Annotated in this window: 11 protein-coding genes; 7 read left to right on the top strand and 4 right to left on the bottom strand. The window is 72.8% G+C overall.

All coding sequences use genetic code 11. The features are described from left to right. Positions 1-103 precede the first annotated feature (103 nt). The 6 genes from HNQ01_RS03740 (at position 104) to HNQ01_RS03715 (ending at position 11,556) form a co-directional block, all read left to right on the top strand. Positions 104-1,027, top strand: coding sequence for a class I SAM-dependent methyltransferase (locus tag HNQ01_RS03740; RefSeq protein ID WP_173803976.1), 924 nt, complete (start codon positions 104-106; stop codon positions 1,025-1,027). Beyond that, a complete protein-coding gene (prpF, locus tag HNQ01_RS03735) occupies positions 1,027-2,205 on the top strand; it encodes a 2-methylaconitate cis-trans isomerase PrpF (protein WP_173803975.1) in 1,179 nt (392 codons plus the stop codon). The genes HNQ01_RS03740 and prpF overlap by 1 nt, the downstream gene beginning before the upstream one ends. A gap of 131 nt (positions 2,206-2,336) precedes the next feature. After that, positions 2,337-4,457, top strand: coding sequence for a TonB-dependent receptor (locus HNQ01_RS03730; RefSeq protein WP_173803974.1), 2,121 nt, complete (start codon positions 2,337-2,339; stop codon positions 4,455-4,457). A 35-nt stretch (positions 4,458-4,492) separates the two neighbouring features. Further along, positions 4,493-5,041 (top strand): YfiR family protein, encoded by a 549-nt coding sequence (locus HNQ01_RS03725; protein WP_173803973.1) that lies wholly within the window; start codon positions 4,493-4,495, stop codon positions 5,039-5,041. A 24-nt stretch (positions 5,042-5,065) separates the two neighbouring features. Beyond that, positions 5,066-8,536: a response regulator gene (locus tag HNQ01_RS03720; RefSeq protein WP_173803972.1), complete on the top strand. Its 3,471-nt coding sequence runs from the start codon at positions 5,066-5,068 to the stop codon at positions 8,534-8,536. Beyond that, on the top strand, positions 8,533-11,556 hold the full coding sequence (locus HNQ01_RS03715) for an EAL domain-containing protein (RefSeq protein ID WP_173803971.1): 3,024 nt from the start codon (positions 8,533-8,535) through the stop codon (positions 11,554-11,556). The genes HNQ01_RS03720 and HNQ01_RS03715 overlap by 4 nt, the downstream gene beginning before the upstream one ends. 23 nt (positions 11,557-11,579) lie before the next feature. On the opposite strand, the gene HNQ01_RS03710 is transcribed toward HNQ01_RS03715, so the two are convergent. The 4 genes from HNQ01_RS03710 to HNQ01_RS03695 form a co-directional block, all read right to left on the bottom strand. Continuing rightward, positions 11,580-13,499, bottom strand: a complete 1,920-nt coding sequence (locus HNQ01_RS03710; RefSeq protein WP_173803970.1) for a potassium transporter Kup — start codon at positions 13,497-13,499, stop codon at positions 11,580-11,582. 48 nt (positions 13,500-13,547) lie between these two features. Next, entirely contained in the window at positions 13,548-14,312 is a 765-nt protein-coding gene (locus HNQ01_RS03705; RefSeq protein WP_173803969.1) for a response regulator, read from the bottom strand. After that, positions 14,309-15,901, bottom strand: a complete 1,593-nt coding sequence (locus HNQ01_RS03700) for a sensor histidine kinase (protein WP_173803968.1) — start codon at positions 15,899-15,901, stop codon at positions 14,309-14,311. Before HNQ01_RS03700 ends, HNQ01_RS03705 begins: the two co-directional genes overlap by 4 nt. Before the next feature lie 72 nt (positions 15,902-15,973). Next, positions 15,974-16,627 (bottom strand): TetR/AcrR family transcriptional regulator, encoded by a 654-nt coding sequence (locus HNQ01_RS03695; RefSeq protein ID WP_286180438.1) that lies wholly within the window; start codon positions 16,625-16,627, stop codon positions 15,974-15,976. A gap of 125 nt (positions 16,628-16,752) precedes the next feature. Here HNQ01_RS03695 and HNQ01_RS03690 point away from each other — a divergent pair, with 125 nt between their 5' ends. After that, positions 16,753-18,579 carry a feruloyl-CoA synthase gene (locus tag HNQ01_RS03690; RefSeq protein WP_286180437.1) on the top strand — a complete coding sequence of 609 codons (1,827 nt, stop codon included), beginning with the start codon at positions 16,753-16,755 and terminating at the stop codon, positions 18,577-18,579. The last annotated feature ends 30 nt before the right edge of the window (positions 18,580-18,609 follow it).

The following is an 18,609-nucleotide window of genomic DNA, read 5'->3' as shown; positions in this document are numbered from 1 at the left end:
TTCAAACCTGAACGCCCGGGGCCGGAGCGCACCGGGAGGTCCGGGGTCGGCTGCGCCTACACTGGCGCCCCCGAATCCTCCCGGCCCTCTGCCCGTCCCGCCCATGCTCGCCCTGCTCGATGCCATCGCCTCCACCGACCTGCCGCCGCAGGCCTGCCGGGTCTTCCACGGCCGCGGCGGGCGGCATCCGGGCTGCGAGCGCTGGTCGCTGGACTGGTTCGCGCCGGTCTGGCTGCTGACCAGCCACGGCCCGGCCGAGGAAGAGGAGCTCCAGGCCGTCGGCGCGGCGCTGCAGGCGCGCTGGTCGACGATCGCGCCGGGCCGGCCGCTGAACTGGGTCGTGCAGCTGCGCGACGAGGTGCGCGCGTCGAACCGGGTGATGGCCGGCAGCGTGCCCGAGCCGCATGTGGTCGAGGAGGACGGCGCGCGCTTTGTCGTTCACCTGCCGCGCGGCATGAACCACGGCCTGTTCCTCGACATGGCCGAGGGCCGGCGCTGGGTGCGCCGCTGGGCGGCCGAACGCCCCGGCGGGCGGGTGCTGAACCTGTTCGCCTACAGCTGCGCCTTCTCGGTGGCGGCGCTGCAGGGGGGCGCGGCCTCGGTCGTCAACGTCGACATGGCGCGCGGCGCGCTCGCCGACGGCCAGCGCAACCACGAGCTCAACGGCCTGCACGGCGCGAGCTTCCTGCCGCACGACATCTTCAATTCCTGGGGCAAGCTGACCCGCGGCGGCCCCTACGACCTGGTCATCATGGACCCGCCGAGCTACCAGAAGGGCAGCTTCGTCGCGACCAAGGACTACGCGAGGCTGGTGCGCCGCCTGCCCGACCTGCTCGCGCCCGGCGGCCAGGCGCTGCTGTGCCTGAACGCGCCCTCGCTCGGCCCGGACTTCCTGCTCGACCTGGTGCGCGACGAGGCGCCGGGCATCGGCTTCGTCGAGCGGCTGGCCAACCCGGCCGCCTTCGGCGACATCTCCGACGAGCGCTCGCTCAAGGTCCTGCGCTTCCGGCGCGAGCAGGCCGCGTGATGGCCGCGGACCTCCTGCTCGCCCGGCGCCAGCAGCGCATCCCGGCGGTGCTGATGCGCGGCGGCACCAGCAAGGGCGTGTTCTTTCTCGCCGAGGACCTGCCGGCCGACCCGGCCGAGCGCGACCGGCTGCTGCTGCGGGTGATCGGCAGCCCGGACCGCTACGGCCGCCAGATCGACGGCCTGGGCGGCGCGACCTCCAGCACCAGCAAGGTGGCGATCATCGCGCCGCCGAGCCGGCCGGACTGCGACGTCGACTACCTGTTCGGCGCCGTCGCGGTCGACCGGCCGGTGATCGACTGGTCGGGCAACTGCGGCAACCTGAGCGCCGCGGTCGGTCCGTTCGCAATCTCGTCCGGGCAGGTGGCGGCGCCGGCCGACGGCCTGGCCACGGTGCGCATCTGGCAGGCCAACATCGGCCGGCGCATCGTCGCGCAGGTGCCGATGCTCGGCGGCGAGGTGCTCGAGACCGGCGACTTCGAGCTCGACGGCGTGACCTTCCCGGCCGCCGAGATCCGGCTGGACTTTCTCGATCCCGGCGCCGGAGCGGACGGACGCCTGCTGCCCGACGGCCGGACGCTGACCCGGCTGGACGTGCCCGGCCTCGATCCCGTCGAGGCGACGCTGATCGACGCCGGCAACCCGACGATCTTCGTCGACGCGGCCGCGCTCGGCCTGAGCGGCACCGAGCTGCCGGCCGCGGTCGATGCCCGCCCGGACCTGCTGGCCCGCGCCGAGGCGCTGCGCGCGCACGGCGCGGTGGCGATGGGCCTGGCCGCCAGCGCCGCCGAAGCCAGCGAGACGCGCCCGCACTCGCCCAAGCTGGCCTTCGTCGCGCCGCCGCAGCCGCACCGCGTCGCCGACGGGCGCCTGCTCGGGCCGACCGAGGCGGACCTGCTGGTGCGCATCTTCTCGATGGGCCGGCTGCACCACGCGATGACCGGCACCGGCGCGGTCGCGATCGCCGCGGCGGCCGCCGTGCCCGGCACGGTCGTCAGCAGGATCGCGCCGCTGCGCGCCGACGGCCGGGTGCGCTTCGGCCACCCTTCGGGCACGCTCGAGGTCGGCGCGCGCATCGCCCGGAACGCCTGCGGCGGCTGGCACATCGAGGCGGTGTCGATGAGCCGCTCGGCGCGGCGGCTGATGGAGGGCTGGGTGCGGGTGCCGCCCCCGAGATGAGGCAGGCTCATCCCGCCAACGGTCGAAGCCGGCGGCTCATCTTAAAATATAAATTTTGATAGAATCGAAACGATCATTTCAATGAATTGAAGAACAGTCCGGCTTCCGCCCGCCCCGCCACGAGGACATGAATGAGACGCCCACGCCATGCCTCGCACACCGGTGACGGGCCGCGCAGCCCTCGGCGCGGGCGCCGCACGGCGCTGACCGGCACGCTGCTGGTGCTCGGCGGCCTCGGCGCCGCCGGGAACGCGGACGCCGAGCCGCTGGAGACCGAGGCCGCCGACGTGCCCTTCAGCGTCTTCGTCGAGTCGACCTCGCTGCAGCAGCTCGCCGAGATGATCGTGACCGACGCCAAGCGCGAACAGATGTCGAGCCGGGTCACGCAGCACTACCTGGTGCTGAAGCAAGAGGCGCTGCAGGCGGTTGCGCTCGAGAACGGCAACCTGTCCGAGCTGATGCGCTACACCTCGGGCCAGTTCGTCAACGTGCTGTCGCGCGAATACCCGAACTGGGGCTCGCACGGCGGCCTCGGCGCCCGCTACAACAGCTATCTGCTCGACGGCGTGCCGATCGACTCGATGGTGCTGGCCGCCGTGCTCTCCCCGGACGCGTTCGAGCGCATCGAGGTCCAGAAGGGACCGGCGTCGGTGCTGTACTCGAGCTACCTGTCGCAGGACTTCCTCGGCAGCCAGACCCCGCTGGCCGGCACGACCAATCTGGTGCTCAAGCGCCCTGGCGGCCCGCCGTCGGCCCGGTTCACGCTGGGCGCGGGCAGCTACGGCACCCTGCGGGCCGGCGCCTTCGGCCAGGGCCGGATCGGCAGCCTGGAGGGCATGATCGGCGTCGACCAGGAGCGCTCCGACGCCCCACGGACCGGCGACCCCGGCTCCTGGCTGGACACCGTCGGGTCCGCCGGCTACCGCAAGGGCCGCCTGTTCCTGAATCTGCGCCAGGCCTTCGGGCGCGCCGACCACGCGGTCTCGCTCTTCTGGCAGCACAGCGACGACGACGGCAACCAGGGCCGACCCTTCCGCGACCTGCAGCACCGCTACGACATGCTGAACCTGTCGTACCGCAACACCTTCGCGCCGGACTGGGACCTGCAGTTCAAGCTCGGCCGCCGCGACGCGGTGCGCACCTTCCAGAACGACGCCTATCCCGACAGCCTGGCGCTGGTCAATGTCGAGCGCACCCGCCAGCGCGTCGATCTGGCCGACCTGAGCTTCAGTCACCGCCACCTCGGCGAATCGCTGCTGACCCTGGGCCTGGACCGGCAGCAGGTCGCCTACGACACCCGGCTGAGCTCGCCGGCCGGCTTCAGCTCGCCGCAGAACGAGGCCGAATCGGCCGAGACCGCGCTCTTCGTGCAGGAGAAGCTGCAGCTCGAGCACTGGACGCTGCGCGCCGGCGTGCGCCACAACCGCATCTCCAGCCAGCACCACCTGCTCGGCGGCCAGAAGCCGCAGTACGAGCAGGCGCGCTGGCAGCGCAATCTCTGGAGCCTGGGACTGCGCCATGACGCCGGCCAGGGCCTGGGCGTCTACGCCAACGCCGGCTCGAGCTTCTCGACGCCGACGGCCAAGCAGGTCGGCGGCACGGTCGCGGCGGGCGCGGCGCTCAGCGGCCAGATCGGCAACCCGGCGCTGAAGCCGGAATCGGGCATCGGCAGCGACGTCGGACTGGACTGGGCGATCTCGCGCGATCTGACACTGGACGTGCGGCTGTTCCTGAACCGCGTCAGGAACATGATCGTCACCAACGTGGTCAGCACCCTGCCCTCGCAGGTCGGCTCGGTCAACGCCGGCCAGGCCTCGGCGCGCGGCCTCGAGCTCGACCTGCGCCAGCGGATCTCGGCCGCCACGCAGCTGTTCTCGAACATGACGCTGATCCGCACGCGGGTCAGCCAGCCGGACGATCCGGACCAGGACGGCGCACAGATTCCCTTCGTGCCGCGCCTGATCGTCAACGCCGGCGTGCGCACCCTGCTGGGCGAGCGGCTGCAGCTCTCGATGCATGCGCAGTGGATCGACCGCTATCACGACAGCAGCTCGCTGGGCACGCGCCAGACCTACGGCCGCTTCGCCACGATCGGCGCGCGCCTGCAGATGCCGCTGGCCACCGAGGGCAGCCTCGACGGCGCGCGGCTGACGCTGGACCTGAACAACCTGACCGACCGCCGCTACGCGATGCCGTTCTCGTTCCGCAACCCCGGCTTCAGCGCCTTCCTCGGCCTGGAGTCGCGGCTCTGATCCGCGGTGGCGGCCGGCAGGCGCGGGAACCCCACATGGCAGCGACGACGGCCCGGCAGCAGCGACCGCAGCGGCGCGCGCGCGCCGGTCTGCCGCTGGTGCTGGCCTGCGCGGCGCTGCTGGCCGGCGCGGTGCGGGCCGACACGCGCGAGCAGGAGGTGCGGGTCAAGGCCGCCTACGTGTTCCACGCGATGAAATACGTCGACTGGCCGGAGACGCGTCCGAGCCTGCGCCTGTGCATGCTCGGCAGCGACGACATCACCGCGCTGCTGGGCGATCTCGGCGGCAAGCAGGTGCGCGACCGGGCGCTGGAGGTCGCGACGGTCACGCTGGCCGAGGTGCGCGGCTGCCAGGTGCTCTACGTGGCCCGCTCCGAGCGCCGGCTGGCCGAGGTTCTGCAGCAGCTGCGCGGTCTGAGCGTGCTGACGGTGAGCGACCGCGACGGCTTCGCGCAGGCCGGCGGCATGATCGGCTTCGCCACCGAGGGCGAACGCATCCGCATGGAAGTCAACCTCGCGGCGGCGCAGGGCAGCAGCCTGCGCATCAGCTCCAAGCTGCTCGAGCTGGCTCGCATCGTGTCCTGACGCCGCAGCCGAAACCGCCCGCCGATGAAGCTCCTGCCTGACCTCACCCAGCTCAAGACCCGGCTGACGCTGCTGATCGCCGTCGTCTGCCTGTTCGCGCTGGTGCTGCAGGCGCTGGGCATCGCCGCCTACGCGCGCCTGCGCCTGCAGGGCGAGCTGGCCGAGGACCTGGGCTCGATCACGCGCATCGTGGCCGACCGCAGCACCGCCGCGCTGCAGTTCGGCGACAGGAAGGTCGCCGCCGAGATGCTCGGCGCGCTGAAGATCAAGGACTCGGTGCAGCAGGCGGCCATCCTCGACGCCGGCGGCCGGCTGTTCGCCACCTACCGCGCCGGCGAGAACGGCGACAGCCTGCCCGCGGTGCTGCAGCCCGGCGCGCCGGCCGAGTGGCAGGGCCCGTACCTGCAGATCACGCAGCCGGTGATGGACGACGGGCTGCCCATCGGCACGGTGCTGGTGCGGGCGCGCTTCGCCCGCGTCGACGGCATGTGGCGCAGCTTTCTCGGCTTCACGCTGCTGATCATGCTCGGAGTGCTGGGCGCGACCCTGCTGCTGTCGCGCCGGCTGCAGCGCCAGATCCTCGACCCGGTGGAGGCCCTGACCGACACCGCCCGGCGCATCACCACGGCCCAGGACTACAGCCTGCGCGCGCCGCCGGGCGGCGACGACGAGGTCGGCAACCTGGCGCGCTTCTTCAACGGCATGCTCGACGTGCTGCAGGAGCGCAACCAGGCGCTGATCGACAGCAACCGGCGCCTGTCGGACAACGAGGCGGAGCTGCGCGGCGTCAACGCCGGGCTGGAGCGGCGGGTCCACGAGCGCACCGCCGAGCTGGCGACGCAGTTCGCGCTGATGCGCGCGCTGCTCGACACCATCCCGAACCCGATCTTCTACAAGGACACGCACAGCCGCTTCATCGGCTGCAACCAGGCCTTCGAGCAGACCTTCGGCGTGCGGCGCGAGCAGCTCTCCGGACAGCTGGCCGACGATCTGGAGCCGGGCATCCGCGACCGGCTCGCGCCGCTGAGGCACGAGGAGGCCGAGGTGCTGGCCGGCGCGGCGCACCGGGTGCACCAGGCCGCGATCACGTTCGCCGACGGCCAGGTGCACGACACGCTGTGCTCGATGACCGGCTTCAGCAACGCCGACGGCACGAGCGGCGGCCTGATCGGCGTGATCGTCGACATCAGCGCGCTCAAGCAGGCCGAGCGCGACGCGCAGCAGGCGCGGCTGCAGGCCGAGGAGGCCTCGCGGATGAAGTCGGACTTCCTCGCGACGATGAGCCACGAGATCCGCACCCCGATGAACGCCATCATCGGCATGCTCTATCTGGCGCTGGGCTCGGAGCTCTCGCCCAGCCAGCATGGCTACCTGAGCAAGGCGCAGGGCGCGGCGCACTCGCTGCTGGCGATCATCAACGACATCCTCGACATCTCGCGCATCGAGGCCGGCCGGCTCGAGCTCGAGACCACCGAGTTCGGCCTCGACACCGTGCTCGAGCAGCTCAAGGACACGATCGGCCTGCAGGCCGAGCAGAAGGGCATCGAGTTCCTGATCCGCTACGACGTCGGGATCCCGCAGCTGCTCGTCGGCGACCCGCTGCGGCTCGGCCAGGTGATGCTCAACCTGTGCAGCAACGCGATCAAGTTCACCGAGCGCGGCGAGGTCGAGCTGGCCTTCCGCTGCGTGGCGGCCAGCGAGCGCGAGGTCACGCTGCAGTTCTCGGTGCGCGACACCGGCATCGGCATCGCGCCCGAGATCGTCGAGCGCCTGTTCCAGAAGTTCACGCAGGCCGACCAGAGCACCACGCGCCGCTTCGGCGGCACCGGCCTGGGGCTGGCGATCAGCCGCCAGCTGGCCGAGCTCATGGGCGGGCGGCTGTGGATCGAGGACACGCTGCCGGGCCGCGGCACGACCGTGTGCTGCACCGTCCGGCTGGGCGTGGCGCGCGACGCGCAGGTGCACGGCGCGCAGCTGACCGGGCCGGCGGTCGAGCCGCTGCGCGGCCTGCGCGTGCTGGTGGTCGACGACAACGAGGTCGCGCGCGAGATCCTCGCCGAGATGGTCCGGCACTTCCGCATCGAGGTGGCGACCGCCCCGAACGGCCCGGCCGCGCTGGAGATGCTGCGCGACGGCGCGGCCGGCCGGTTCGACATCGTCATGATGGACTGGCGCATGCCGCAGATGAACGGCGACGAGGTCACCCGGCGCATCCTGTCGAACCCGGCGATCGCCCCGAAGCCGAAGGTGGTCATGGTGACCGCCTACGGCCGCGAGGACGTGCTGCGCGCGGCGCGGCTGGCCGGGGCCGACGCGATGCTGATCAAGCCGGTGTCGCCGTCGATGCTGCTCGACACCATCCTGACGACGCTCGGGCGCGGGCGGGTGCTCGACGCGCACCGCCAGCAGCGGGTGCGGCGCGGCTACTGCGACCTGCGGCAGGCCCGGCTGCTGCTGGTCGAGGACAACGACATCAACCGCGAGTTCGCCACCGAGATCCTGCGCAGCATGAACGCCGAGGTCGACTGCGCCGTCAACGGCGCCGAAGCGGTCGTGATGGTGCGCAAGCAGGCCTATGCCGCGGTGCTGATGGACATCCAGATGCCGGTCATGGACGGCATCGAGGCGACCCGGCGCATCCGCGCGCTCGGCCAGCGGCCCGACGGCCTGCGCCGCTGCCTGGACATGCCGATCATCGCGATGACGGCGCTGGCGATGTCGCAGGACAAGGTGCGCAGCCTGCAGGCCGGCATGAACGATCACCTGACCAAGCCGATCTCGCCCGAGCAGCTGCAGTCGGTGCTGACGAAGTGGGTGCTGGGCGGGCCGGAGGCCGGCCGCGCGGCCGCGCCCGGCGACCCGTCCGACGAGACGCTGGAGGACGCGGACCTGGCGGCGCTGCGCCATCTCGACGCCGCGCAGGCCGTGCGGCGCATCGGCGGCGACGCGCAGGCCTACCGCCGCCAGCTGCAGCGCTTCCGCCAGCGCCATGCCAGCGGCGGCGCGCAGCTGCGCCAGTTCGTCGAGCGCGGCGACCTGCTGCATGCGCAGGAGCATTGCCACACGCTCAAGGGCGTGTGCGGCAACCTCGGCGCCACCTCGCTGTTCGAGCATCTGGGCGCGCTCGACCACGACCTCAGGCAGGGCGAGCGGCCGGACGTGGCCGCGCTGCAGCGGCTCGACGTGCTGATGCACGAGGTGGTCGAGGAGATCGACCGCCTCGACACGGCCGGCGGCAGCACGGCGCCGGCGCCGCTGGCGCCCTCGCCGGTGCCGCCGCGCCGGCTGCGCGACTGCATCGACCGGCTGGCCTCGCTGCTGCAGAGCGACCTGGGACTGGCGCTGCCGGTGCTCGAGGAGCTGCGCCAGCTCGGCGGCGCCAGCGGGCGGGCCGGCCAGGTCGGCGAGATCGCCGCACGGATCGACCAGTTCGAGATCGAAGAGGCGGTCGACCTGCTCGGACGGCTGCGCCAGGACCTGCAGGACCCCGCATGAACGACACGCCTCGCTCCGGCGCACCGGAGACCCGGCCGCGCATTCTCGTCGTCGACGATGTCGCGGAGAACCTGCATGTGCTGCTGGGCATCCTGCGCGGCGAGTTCGCCGTCGTCGCCGCCACCAGCGGGGCCCGCGCGCTGGACATCGCCGGCCGCGATCCGCGGCCGGACCTGATCCTGCTCGACATCCGCATGCCGGAAATGGACGGCTACGAGGTGCTGCACCGGCTGAAGGCCGGTCCGGACACGCAGGACATCCCGGTCATCTTCGTCACCGCGCTGGCCGAGAGCGCCGACGAGGCGGTCGGCCTGCGCCTGGGCGCGGCCGACTACGTCACCAAGCCGGTCAATGCCGAGCTGCTGCTGCTGCGGGTGCGCAACCAGCTGGAGCTGCAGGGCCATCGCCGGCGCCACCGCCAGCGCGAAAGGGAACGCGACGCCCGGCTGCGCGGCCACAAGCCGCTGCTGCTGCTGGTCGACGATGCGCCGGAGAACCTGCACGCGCTGATGGAGGTGCTGCAGACCGACTACCGCATCGCGGTGGCGCCGGGCGGACAGGCCGCGCTGGACCTGCTCGCCGGCGGCCCGGCCCCGGACCTGGTGCTGCTGGACGTGGTGATGCCGGGCCTGGACGGCCACGAGGTGTGCCGCCGCATGAAGGCGATGCCCGGCCTGCGCCATGTGCCGGTCATCTTCATCACCGTCAACCACGACACCGGGGCGAAGGTGCGCGGCTTCGGCGCCGGCGCGGCCGACTACATCACCAAGCCCTTCGACATCGACGAGGTGCGCGCACGCATCCGCCATCACCTGGAGCTGAGCCAGCTGCGCGGATCGCTGGAGGACCTGGTCGAGCAGCGCCTGGCCGCGCTGCAGCAGGCCAACCAGGCGCTGTCCGACAGCAAGGAGAAGTACCGGGTGCTGGCCGAGTATTCGCCGAACTGGGAATACTGGACCGCGCCGGACGGCAGCTTCCTGTACGTGTCGCCGGCCTGCCGCGAGGTGTCCGGGCATGCGCCGGTGGACTTCTTCGCCGATCCCGGCCTGTTCCGGCGCCTGCTGCATCCGGACGACCTGCCGGCCTGGGAGGAGCAGATCCGCCAGGCGCGCGCCGGCACCCCGCCGCGCGCCGCCGCGCCGCTGCGCATTCGCGGCCGCGACGGCGCGCTGCGCTGGATCGAGCATGTCTGCCAGCCGGTGCACGATCCGGACGGCCGCTTTCTCGGCCTGCGCGGCACGCACCGCGACGTGAGCTCGCGCGTGCTCGCCGAGGCGCAGCTCCGGCTCATCGGCACGGTGTTCGCCACCACCTCGGACGCGGTGGTGATCGCCGGGGCGGACAACCGCATCGTCCGGGTCAACCAGGCCTTCGTCGAGCTGACCGGGCAGACGCAGGCCGACGTGGCCGGCCGCGACCCGGCCGAGGTGCTCGACTTCGTGCTGGCCGAGCGCCTGGCCGGCCCCGAGGAAAGCTGGGCGCAGGTGCGCAGCGGCGCGCGCTGGAACGGCGAGCTGCTCTGCCGCCGCCGCGACGGCAGCCGCTTCGTCGCCTGGGCCTCCTTCAGCCGGGTCGATCCGGGCGACGGCTCCGAATCGCGCCACGTCTACCTGCTGGCCGACATCACCGAGAAGAAGAAGGCCGACGGCCTGATCTGGTACCAGGCCCATCACGACGCGCTGACCGGCCTGCCCAACCGCCAGCGCTTCAACCAGAAGCTCGAGGCCCGCCTGCGGCAGTGCCGGCCCGGCGCGACCACCGGGCTGCTGGTGATCGACCTGGACCGGTTCAAGGAAGTCAACGACTCGCAGGGCCACGAGGTCGGCGACCTGCTGCTGGGCGAGGCGGCGCGGCGCATCGCCCAGTGCATCGGCCCGGACGACACGGTCGCGCGCCTGGGCGGCGACGAGTTCCTGGTGATGCTGACCGACCCGGTCGACGCGCAGGCGGCCGGCCGGACCGCCGAGACGATCGTCGACAGCCTGAGCCGGGCCTTCCGCGTCCAGGAGGCCGAGTACCTGATCTCGGCGAGCATCGGCATCGCGCTGCACCCGCATCACGGCAGCACCGTCAGCGAGCTGACCAAGCGCGCCGACCAGGCGATGTACCTGGCCAAGCGGACCGGCCGCGGCTGCGTGCGCTTCTTCACCCGCGAGCTGCAGGACGAGGCCGACCGGCGCGTGCAGCTGATCCGGGACCTGCGCCGGGCGCTGGAGCAGGAGCAGCTCGCGGTGCACTACCAGCCGGTCGTCGACCTGCGCGGCGGCGCCATGATCAAGGCCGAGGCGCTGCTGCGCTGGCGCCATCCCGAGCTGGGCCTGATCAGCCCCTCGGTCTTCATCCCGGTGGCCGAGGACACCGGCCTGATCCGCGACATCGGCGAATGGGTGTTCCGGCAGGTCGCGCATGACACCGCAGGGCTGCGCCGGCAGCATGGCGAGGCCTTCCAGGTCAGCTTCAACATGTCGCCGGTGCAGTTCCAGCGCGGCAGCACCGGCTTCGCGGACTGGCTGCGCCTGCTGCAGGACCTCGGGCTGCCCGGCAGCGCGCTGATCGTCGAGATCACCGAGGGCCTGCTGCTCAACGGCAGCCTGGCGGTGCGCGACACGCTGCTGATGTTCCGCGACGCGGGCATCGGCGTGGCGGTCGACGACTTCGGCACAGGCTACTCGTCGCTGGCCTATCTGCAGCGCTTCGACGTCGACGTGCTGAAGATCGACCAGTCCTTCGTGCGCGACATCGCCCGCCAGCCCACCACCGAGGCACTGTGCGAGGCCGTCGTGGTGATGGCGCACAAGCTCGGCCTGCAGGTGATCGCCGAGGGCGTGGAGACCGCCGACCAGCTCGCGCTGCTGCGACGCATCGGCTGCGACCAGGCACAGGGCTTCCTCTGCGCCGAGGCCATGCCGGTCGACGCGCTGCTGGCCTGGTCGCCCGGCGCGGTGCCGGCCCTGAACACGGCGACCCTCGCCGGCGCCAGCGCGCCCCGGAGCGTCGCCGACGGCACGCCGGTCTGCTGACGGCCCCCAGGAGTTCCCGGGGATCAGATCTGCACCCGCGTGCCCAGCTCGACCACCGCGTTGTCGGGCAGGCGGAAGAAGCCCGCGACGCTGCCGGCGTTGCGCGTCATCGTCGCGAACAGGTGCTCGCGCCACAGCGCCATGCCGTGGCCGCGGGTCGGCACGATGGTCTCGCGGCTGAGGAAATAGCTGGTGGCCGCCGGCTCCAGGACGCTGCCGTCGACGCTCAGCGCCTGCAGCGCACGCGGCACGTCCGGCGTCTCCATGAAGCCGAAGCGCAGCGTCACCTGCCAGAAGCGCCGGCCCAGCGGCACGATGCGGATGCGTTCGGCCGCGTCGACCCAGGGCGTCTGCGCGAACTGCACCGTCAGCACCAGGTTGCGCTGGTGCAGCACCTGGTTGTGCCGCAGGTTGTGCAGCAGCGCCTGCGGCACCGTCGCCGGATCGGCCACCGCATAGACCGCGGTGCGCGGCACGCAGGGCACGCTGTCCACGTCGAGCGCGCCCAGGAAGGGCGGCAGCTCCAGCCCGTCGCCGCGGATGGCCTCGAGCGCGATCGTCCGGCCCCGGCGCCAGGTGCTCATCAGCAGGAACAGCGTCAGCCCGACGGCCAGCGGAAACCAGCCGCCGTCGAGCAGCTTGACCGCGCAGCCGGCGAACAGCAGCAGGTCGACCACCGCAAAGCCCGATGTGACCGCCGCCACCAGCGGCAGCGGCAGGCGCCAGCCGTGGTGCACGACGAAGAAGGTCAGCAGCGTCGTGATCAGCATCGTCAGCGTGACGGCGATGCCGTAGGCACCGGCCAGTGCCGACGAGCTGCGGAAGGTCAGCACCGCAGCGATCACGCCGGCCAGCAGCAGCATGTTGACCATCGGCAGGTAGATCTGGCCCGACTCGTGTGCCGAGGTGTGGCGCACCGTCATGCGCGGCAGGAAGCCCAGCTGCATCGCCTGGCGCGTCATCGAGAAGGCACCGGTGATGACGGCCTGCGACGCGATGATCGCCGCCAGCGTCGCCAGCAGCAGTGCCGGCCACAGCAGCGCCGGCGGGAACATCCGGTAGAAGGGATTCTCGATCGCGGCCGGCTCGCGCATCAGCAGCGCGCCCTGCCCCATGTAGTTCAGCACCAGCGCCGGCTTGACCAGCCCGAGCCAGGCCAGCCGGATCGGCCGGCGGCCGAAGTGGCCCATGTCGGCATACAGCGCCTCCGCCCCGGTCAGGGCCAGCACGATGGCCCCGAGCGCGGGCAGCACCCGGGTGCCGCGGCCGGCCAGGAAGCCCAGCGCCTCGCGCGGATCGAGCGCGGCCAGGATCGCCGGCTCGCGCAGCACATGCACCAGCCCGATCACGCCCAGGACCAGGAACCACACGCTCACCACCGGTCCGAACACCGCGCCGACCGCGGCGGTGCCGCGGCGCTGCAGCATGAACAGCAGCACCAGGATCACCAGCGTCGCCGGCACGATCGCCGGCCGCAGCGCCGGCGTGGCCACCTCGAGCCCCTCGAGCGCACCCAGCACCGACACCGCCGGCGTGATGATGCTGTCGCCGTAGAACAGCGTCGCGCCGAACACGCCCAGCAGCAGCAGGGCACGCCTGAGCGCCGGCCGGTGACCGACCGCCTGCGCGGCCAGCGCGGTCAGCGCCAGGCCGCCCCCCTCGCCGCGGTTGTCGGCGCGCAGGATCAGGATCACGTACTTCAGCGTCACCACCAGCATCAGCGCCCAGACGATGCACGAGATCGCGCCGATCACGTGCGCCGCGTCGAGCGGGATGCCGGCCTCGGGCGAGAAGATCTCGTGCACGGTGTAGAGCGGACTGGTGCCGATGTCGCCGTAGACGACGCCGATGGCGCCCAGCGTCAGCGCCGCCAGGCCGCTGGCCGGCGCCGGGACGACGCGTTCGCCGGCGGCCGGGCTGGAGGGGGAAACAGGCAGGGACATGGGGGAGCAGATGCGGATCGGGATGCCGCCAGACTGCCCGGGCGCGCATCAGGAACGCATAAGTGCGCCGCCGCAGCCGCCCTCCCCGTCATCCGCACCGTCCTGCGGCTCGGCCAGCCGGTAGCCGGTGCCCGGCTCGGTCAGCAGCAGCGCCGGCTCGGCCGGATGGACCTCGAGCTTGGCGCGCAGCTGCCCCATGTAGAGCCGCAGGTAGTGGGTGTGCTCGACGAATTCGGCCCCCCAGACATCGACGAGCAGCTGCCGGTGCGTGACCACCCGCCCGGCGCTGCGCACCAGCCGGGCCAGCAACCGGTACTCCGTCGGCGTCAGGTGCACCGGCACGGCATCGAGCCGGACCTGCTGTGCCTGCAGGTCGATGTCCAGCCTGCCGCGGCGATAGCGGGTCTGGGCCGCCTCGACCGGCGTGCCCCGGTGGCGCAGCGCCACCCGCAGCCGCGCCAGCAGCTCGCCGATGCCGAAAGGCTTGACCAGATAGTCGTCGGCGCCGGCGTCGAGCAGGCGGATCTTGTCGCGATCGGCCTGGCGCGCCGAGATCACCAGCAGCGGCGTCGCATGCCGGCGCCTCAGGCGCTGCAGCAGCTCCTCCCCGTCGCCGTCGGGCAGGCCGAGGTCGACGATCACCAGATCGAAGCCGAGCTCCTGCCCGCCGGCACGCGGGGCGTGCTGCAGCAGTGCCAGGCCCTCGGACAGGCTGGCGGCACTGCGCACCTGGTAGCCCTCGACCTCCAGCGCGGCCACCAGCGTGCGGCGCAGATCGCGGTCGTCCTCGACCAGCAGCAGGCGCAGCGTCATGACCGGACCTCCCCGGGCAGGTCACCCGGCAGCGCCGGCGCCACCGGCTGCTCGCGCACCGGCAGCCAGGCCTCGAAGCTGCTGCCGCCGTGATGGCGCGGCCGCAGCCTCAGCTCGCCGCCGTGGGCGCGGGCGATGGCGCGGCAGACCGCCAGGCCGATGCCGACGCCGGTGCGCGCGGCGGCCTGTGCATCGCCTCCTCGCTGGAAGACCTCGAACACCCGCGCGCGCCACGCCGGGGCGATGCCGGGTCCGCGGTCGCGCACCGCCAGCACCAGGCCATCGCGGCCGGCCTGGCCGGACTGGCGGCGCACCAGCACCTCGACCGGCGCCTCGTCGGGGCTGTACTTCAGCGCGTTGTCGAGCAGGTTGTCGATCAGCTGCGTGACCAGCAGCGCATCGCACCACAGCAGCGGCAGCGCCGGCTCGAGCCGCGCGCGCACCCGCCGCACCGGCGCATGGCGGCGCAGCCGGTTCAGGCTGGCGCCGATCAGCTCCTCGGCCGACTCCCAGTCGCAGCGCAGCCGCATGCCGGGCGCGTCGAGCCGCGCCAGCTGCAGCGTGTTGTCGGTCAGGCGGGCCAGCCGGCCGGTCTCGTCGACGATGGTGCGCGCCAGGCGGCGGCGCTGCGCCGCGTCAAGCCGCTCGTCCTGCTCCAGCAGCGACGAGGCGGCACCGAGAATGGTCGCCAGCGGCGTGCGGTGGTCATGCGCGATCGCGGCCAGCAGCGTGCCGCGCAGGGTCTGCGCATGGGCCTCGTCGCGAGCGCGCTGCTCGGCCCGGGCCGCCCATGCGCGCTGCAGCGACAGTCCCAGCTGGTCGCACAGCGCCTGCAGGTGCGAGCGCAGCGCAGCGCGCTCGCGCTCAGGCACCCGGACCTCGTCGAGCACCGCCGCGCCGAGCGTCACGCCGCGGCCGCGCAGCGGCAGGTACCAGTGGCGCTCGCCGACATGGCGCGCTGCGCCCGGTCCGAGCGGCTGGCCCTCGTGCAGGCAGTGCCAGAGGCCGGTGCGGCGGTCAGCATCGGGTTCGCCCAGCCACAAAGCCTGCGTCTCGTCGTTGTCGCCGACCGGGCCGTCGCGCAGCACCAGCAGCTCGGCACGGGTGCCTGCACCGTGCTGCAGCAGCACCTGCAGCCGCCCGGCCTGCGTCAGCGGCTCGGCGCTGTCGCGCAGCGTCTCGCTCCAGTCGCGCATCTCGTCGGCATGCCGGGCCAGCTCTCGAGCGCGCTCGGTCTGGCGTCGCATCGCGCGCACCAGCAGCGACACCGTCAGCGTCACCAGCAGCATCGTGCCGAGCAGCACTGCATCCTGGTGCAGGTCGACCGACAGCGTGCCGCGCGGCGGCACCAGGAAGGCGTCGAAGGCCAGCACCGCCAGCACGCTGGCCAGCACCGAGACCGGCGCCGGCTGCCACAGCGCCGCCAGCGTCGCGAACAGCACCAGCAGCAGCGCCAGATGACCGGTCTGGAGCAGGCCGTCGAGCTGCCCGAGCAGCAGCGCGCAGGCGCCCCAGGTCAGCATCGCCAGCACCGGTGCGGGCGGCATGCGCCGGGCCGTGGAACAAGGAGTCGGGGCGGAGGTGTCCATGCCGTGCACCGTAGCAGCGCGGGCATCAGGAAGACATATGGACATCCGGACCCGGCCGCGCTCGGCACGCGCTCAGGCCGTCATCAGCCGCTCGACGAAGTCGATCCACTCGCCCTGGCGTGCCATCTCGCCCAGCGGCGCGACGATCGAGCTGCCGACGTCGATGCTGTAGACCATCAGCGCGCGCCGGCGCGCCTCCTCCGCCGCGAAGCCCAGCGCGGCGAAGACCTCGGCGATGTAGCCGATGCGCGCGGCGTCGGCCTCGTCGACCGCCTGACGCGCCATCTCGTCGCGCCGTGCCCAGGCCCGGATCGCCAGCTCGATGCGCGCCGCGCGGCCGGCGCTGCGGCCGCGGAAGGGCAGCGTCAGCACGTCGCGCAGCTGCTCGCGCGCGTCGCTGCGCGCCTGGCCCAGCCGCAGCGTCAGCTCCTCGGTCGCCGCCTGGCGCCAGCGGAGCAGCACGCCGCGCAGCAGGTCCTCGCGGTCACGGAAATGCCAGTAGAAGCTGCCGCGGGTCACCTTCAGGTGGCGCGCCAGCACGTCGACCCGCACCGCATCGATGCCCTCGAGCTCGAGCACGTCGGTCGCCGCGGCGATCCAGACCTCGGGCGTCAGCGACAGGCGCGGCACGCGCGCGGCCGGCGCCGCATCCTCCTGCGCATCCTGTGCGTCCTGCTCGTCCTGCGGCCGGGTGGCCGGCCGCGCTGCTGTGCCCTGGGTCGTCATGGGCGCCGATGATGCCATGCGCACAGACCGGGAAAGCCCCGATTCCTCGACCGGCAGGTCGGCCTAGCATCGCGGCATCACAGACCATACACCTCTGTATGGTCGCCACGACAGGAGACATCGCGTTGAGACCCGTCCATGACGACCCGGGGCTGCTCGCCCCGCCCGCGACCCTGCGCACCGACCTGCCCGGTGGCGGTTTCGTGCTGCGCTCGCCCGAGCCGCTGCGGCCGTATGCACGCTGCGTCGGCGAATGGCTCGAGCACTGGGCCCGGGAGACGCCGCAGCGCTGCGCCGTCGCCGAGCGCGCGCCCTCTGGCGACTGGGTCCGGCTCGACTACCGCCGGCTGCGCGAACAGGTCGGCCGGGTCGCGCAGGCGCTGATCGACCTGGACCTGCCGGCGCAGCGGCCGGTGGCGATCCTGTCGGACAACTCGATCGAGCATCTGGTGCTGACGCTGGCGGCGATGCATGTCGGCCGTCCGAGCTGCAGCGTCTCCAGCGCCTACAGCCGCCTGGCCCAGGGCGACTACGGCCGGCTGCACCCGATCCTGCAGGCGCTCGAGCCGGCGCTGGTCTACGCCAGCGACGCGGCGGTCTACGCGCCCGGCCTGAAGGACGCCGGCATCGACGCGATCGCCTGCTTCGGCCGCGGCGCCGGCGACGTGCCCGGCGCGATCGGCTTCGAGCGGCTGCTGGCCACGCCGGAGCGCGCCGACGTGATGCGGGCCTTCGCCGCGATCACGCCCGACACGCATGCCAAGTACCTGCTGACCTCCGGCTCGACCGGCCGGCCCAAGGTCGTCATCAACACCCAGCGCATGCTGTGCGCCAACCAGCAGCAGATCGCGCAGGTCATGCGCTTCCTGACGGCCGAGCCGCCGGTGCTGCTCGACTGGCTGCCGTGGAGCCACACCTTCGGCGGCAACCACAACACCCACATGGCGCTGGCGCATGGCGGCACGCTGCACATCGACGAGGGCCGCCCGGTCGGCGCCGCGATCGAGCGCACCGTCGCCAACCTGCGCGAGGTCGCGCCGACGGTCTACTTCAACGTGCCGCGCGGCTACGACATGCTGCTGCCCTGGCTGGAGCGCGACGAGGCGCTGGCGCGGCACTTCTTCGGCCGGCTGCGCATGCTGTTCTACGCCGGCGCGGCGATGCCGCAGAGCACCTGGGAGCGGCTCGAGGCGGTGGCGCGCCAGGCGGTCGGCACGCTGCCGTGGATGACCACCTCCTGGGGCGCGACCGAGACGGCGCCGGCGATCACCGTGCCGAACTGGAAGCTCGAGCGCGCCGGCATCATCGGCCTGCCGCTGCCGGGCATCGACCTGAAGCTGCTGCCCGACGCCGGCAAGCTGGAGATGCGGGTGCGCGGCCCGAACGTCTTTCCCGGCTACCGCAACGACGAGGCGGCGACGCGCGCCAGCTTCGACGAGGAGGGCTACTACCGCATCGGCGACGCCGGCCGGCTGGCCGATCCGGCCGATCCCTGCTCGGGCCTGGTCTTCGACGGCCGGGTCGCCGAGGACTTCAAGCTCGGCACCGGCACCTGGGTGTCGGTCGGCACGCTGCGGGTGCGGCTGGTGGGCGCGCTGTCGCCGTGGGTGCAGGACGCGGTCATCACCGGCCATGACCGCGACCGCGTCGGCGCGCTGCTCTTCCTGTCGGAGGCGGGCCGGGCGCTGTCGCCGCGGGCGCTGGCCGAGCGGCTGCGCGAGGCGCTGCTGGACATGCACCGCCAGGACGGCGGCGGCTCGGCCTCGCAGGTCGCCCGGGTGCTGGTGCTGCCCGACACGCCGGACATGGCCGCCGGCGAGATCACCGACAAGGGCTACCTGAACCAGCGCGTCTGCCTGGCGCGGCGCGCGGCCTCGGTGCAGGACCTGCACGCCGGCGAGAGCGCGCTGTTCCGCTCGCCGAGCTGGGCGCACATGGTCGTGGCGGTCTGAGCCGCCCCGGGCGCGGCGTCCGGGTGCGGC

It is taken from the genome of Sphaerotilus uruguayifluvii (assembly GCF_013294065.1).
Taxonomy (GTDB): domain Bacteria; phylum Pseudomonadota; class Gammaproteobacteria; order Burkholderiales; family Burkholderiaceae_C; genus Sphaerotilus; species Sphaerotilus uruguayifluvii.
This window is presented reverse-complemented; position numbering and strand designations above follow the sequence as displayed.

What these genes read in the sequence shown, in the direction of transcription:
- HNQ01_RS03720 (WP_173803972.1), top strand. Translation starts at nt 5,066, where the DNA reads ATGAAGCTCCTGCCTGACCTCACCCAGCTCAAGACCCGGCTGACGCTG.
- HNQ01_RS03700 (WP_173803968.1), bottom strand. Translation starts at nt 15,901, where the DNA reads ATGGACACCTCCGCCCCGACTCCTTGTTCCACGGCCCGGCGCATGCCG.
- HNQ01_RS03695 (WP_286180438.1), bottom strand. Translation starts at nt 16,627, where the DNA reads ATGACGACCCAGGGCACAGCAGCGCGGCCGGCCACCCGGCCGCAGGAC.
- HNQ01_RS03740 (WP_173803976.1), top strand. Translation starts at nt 104, where the DNA reads ATGCTCGCCCTGCTCGATGCCATCGCCTCCACCGACCTGCCGCCGCAG.
- HNQ01_RS03725 (WP_173803973.1), top strand. Translation starts at nt 4,493, where the DNA reads ATGGCAGCGACGACGGCCCGGCAGCAGCGACCGCAGCGGCGCGCGCGC.
- prpF (WP_173803975.1), top strand. Translation starts at nt 1,027, where the DNA reads ATGGCCGCGGACCTCCTGCTCGCCCGGCGCCAGCAGCGCATCCCGGCG.
- HNQ01_RS03730 (WP_173803974.1), top strand. Translation starts at nt 2,337, where the DNA reads ATGAGACGCCCACGCCATGCCTCGCACACCGGTGACGGGCCGCGCAGC.
- HNQ01_RS03705 (WP_173803969.1), bottom strand. Translation starts at nt 14,312, where the DNA reads ATGACGCTGCGCCTGCTGCTGGTCGAGGACGACCGCGATCTGCGCCGC.
- HNQ01_RS03715 (WP_173803971.1), top strand. Translation starts at nt 8,533, where the DNA reads ATGAACGACACGCCTCGCTCCGGCGCACCGGAGACCCGGCCGCGCATT.
- HNQ01_RS03710 (WP_173803970.1), bottom strand. Translation starts at nt 13,499, where the DNA reads ATGTCCCTGCCTGTTTCCCCCTCCAGCCCGGCCGCCGGCGAACGCGTC.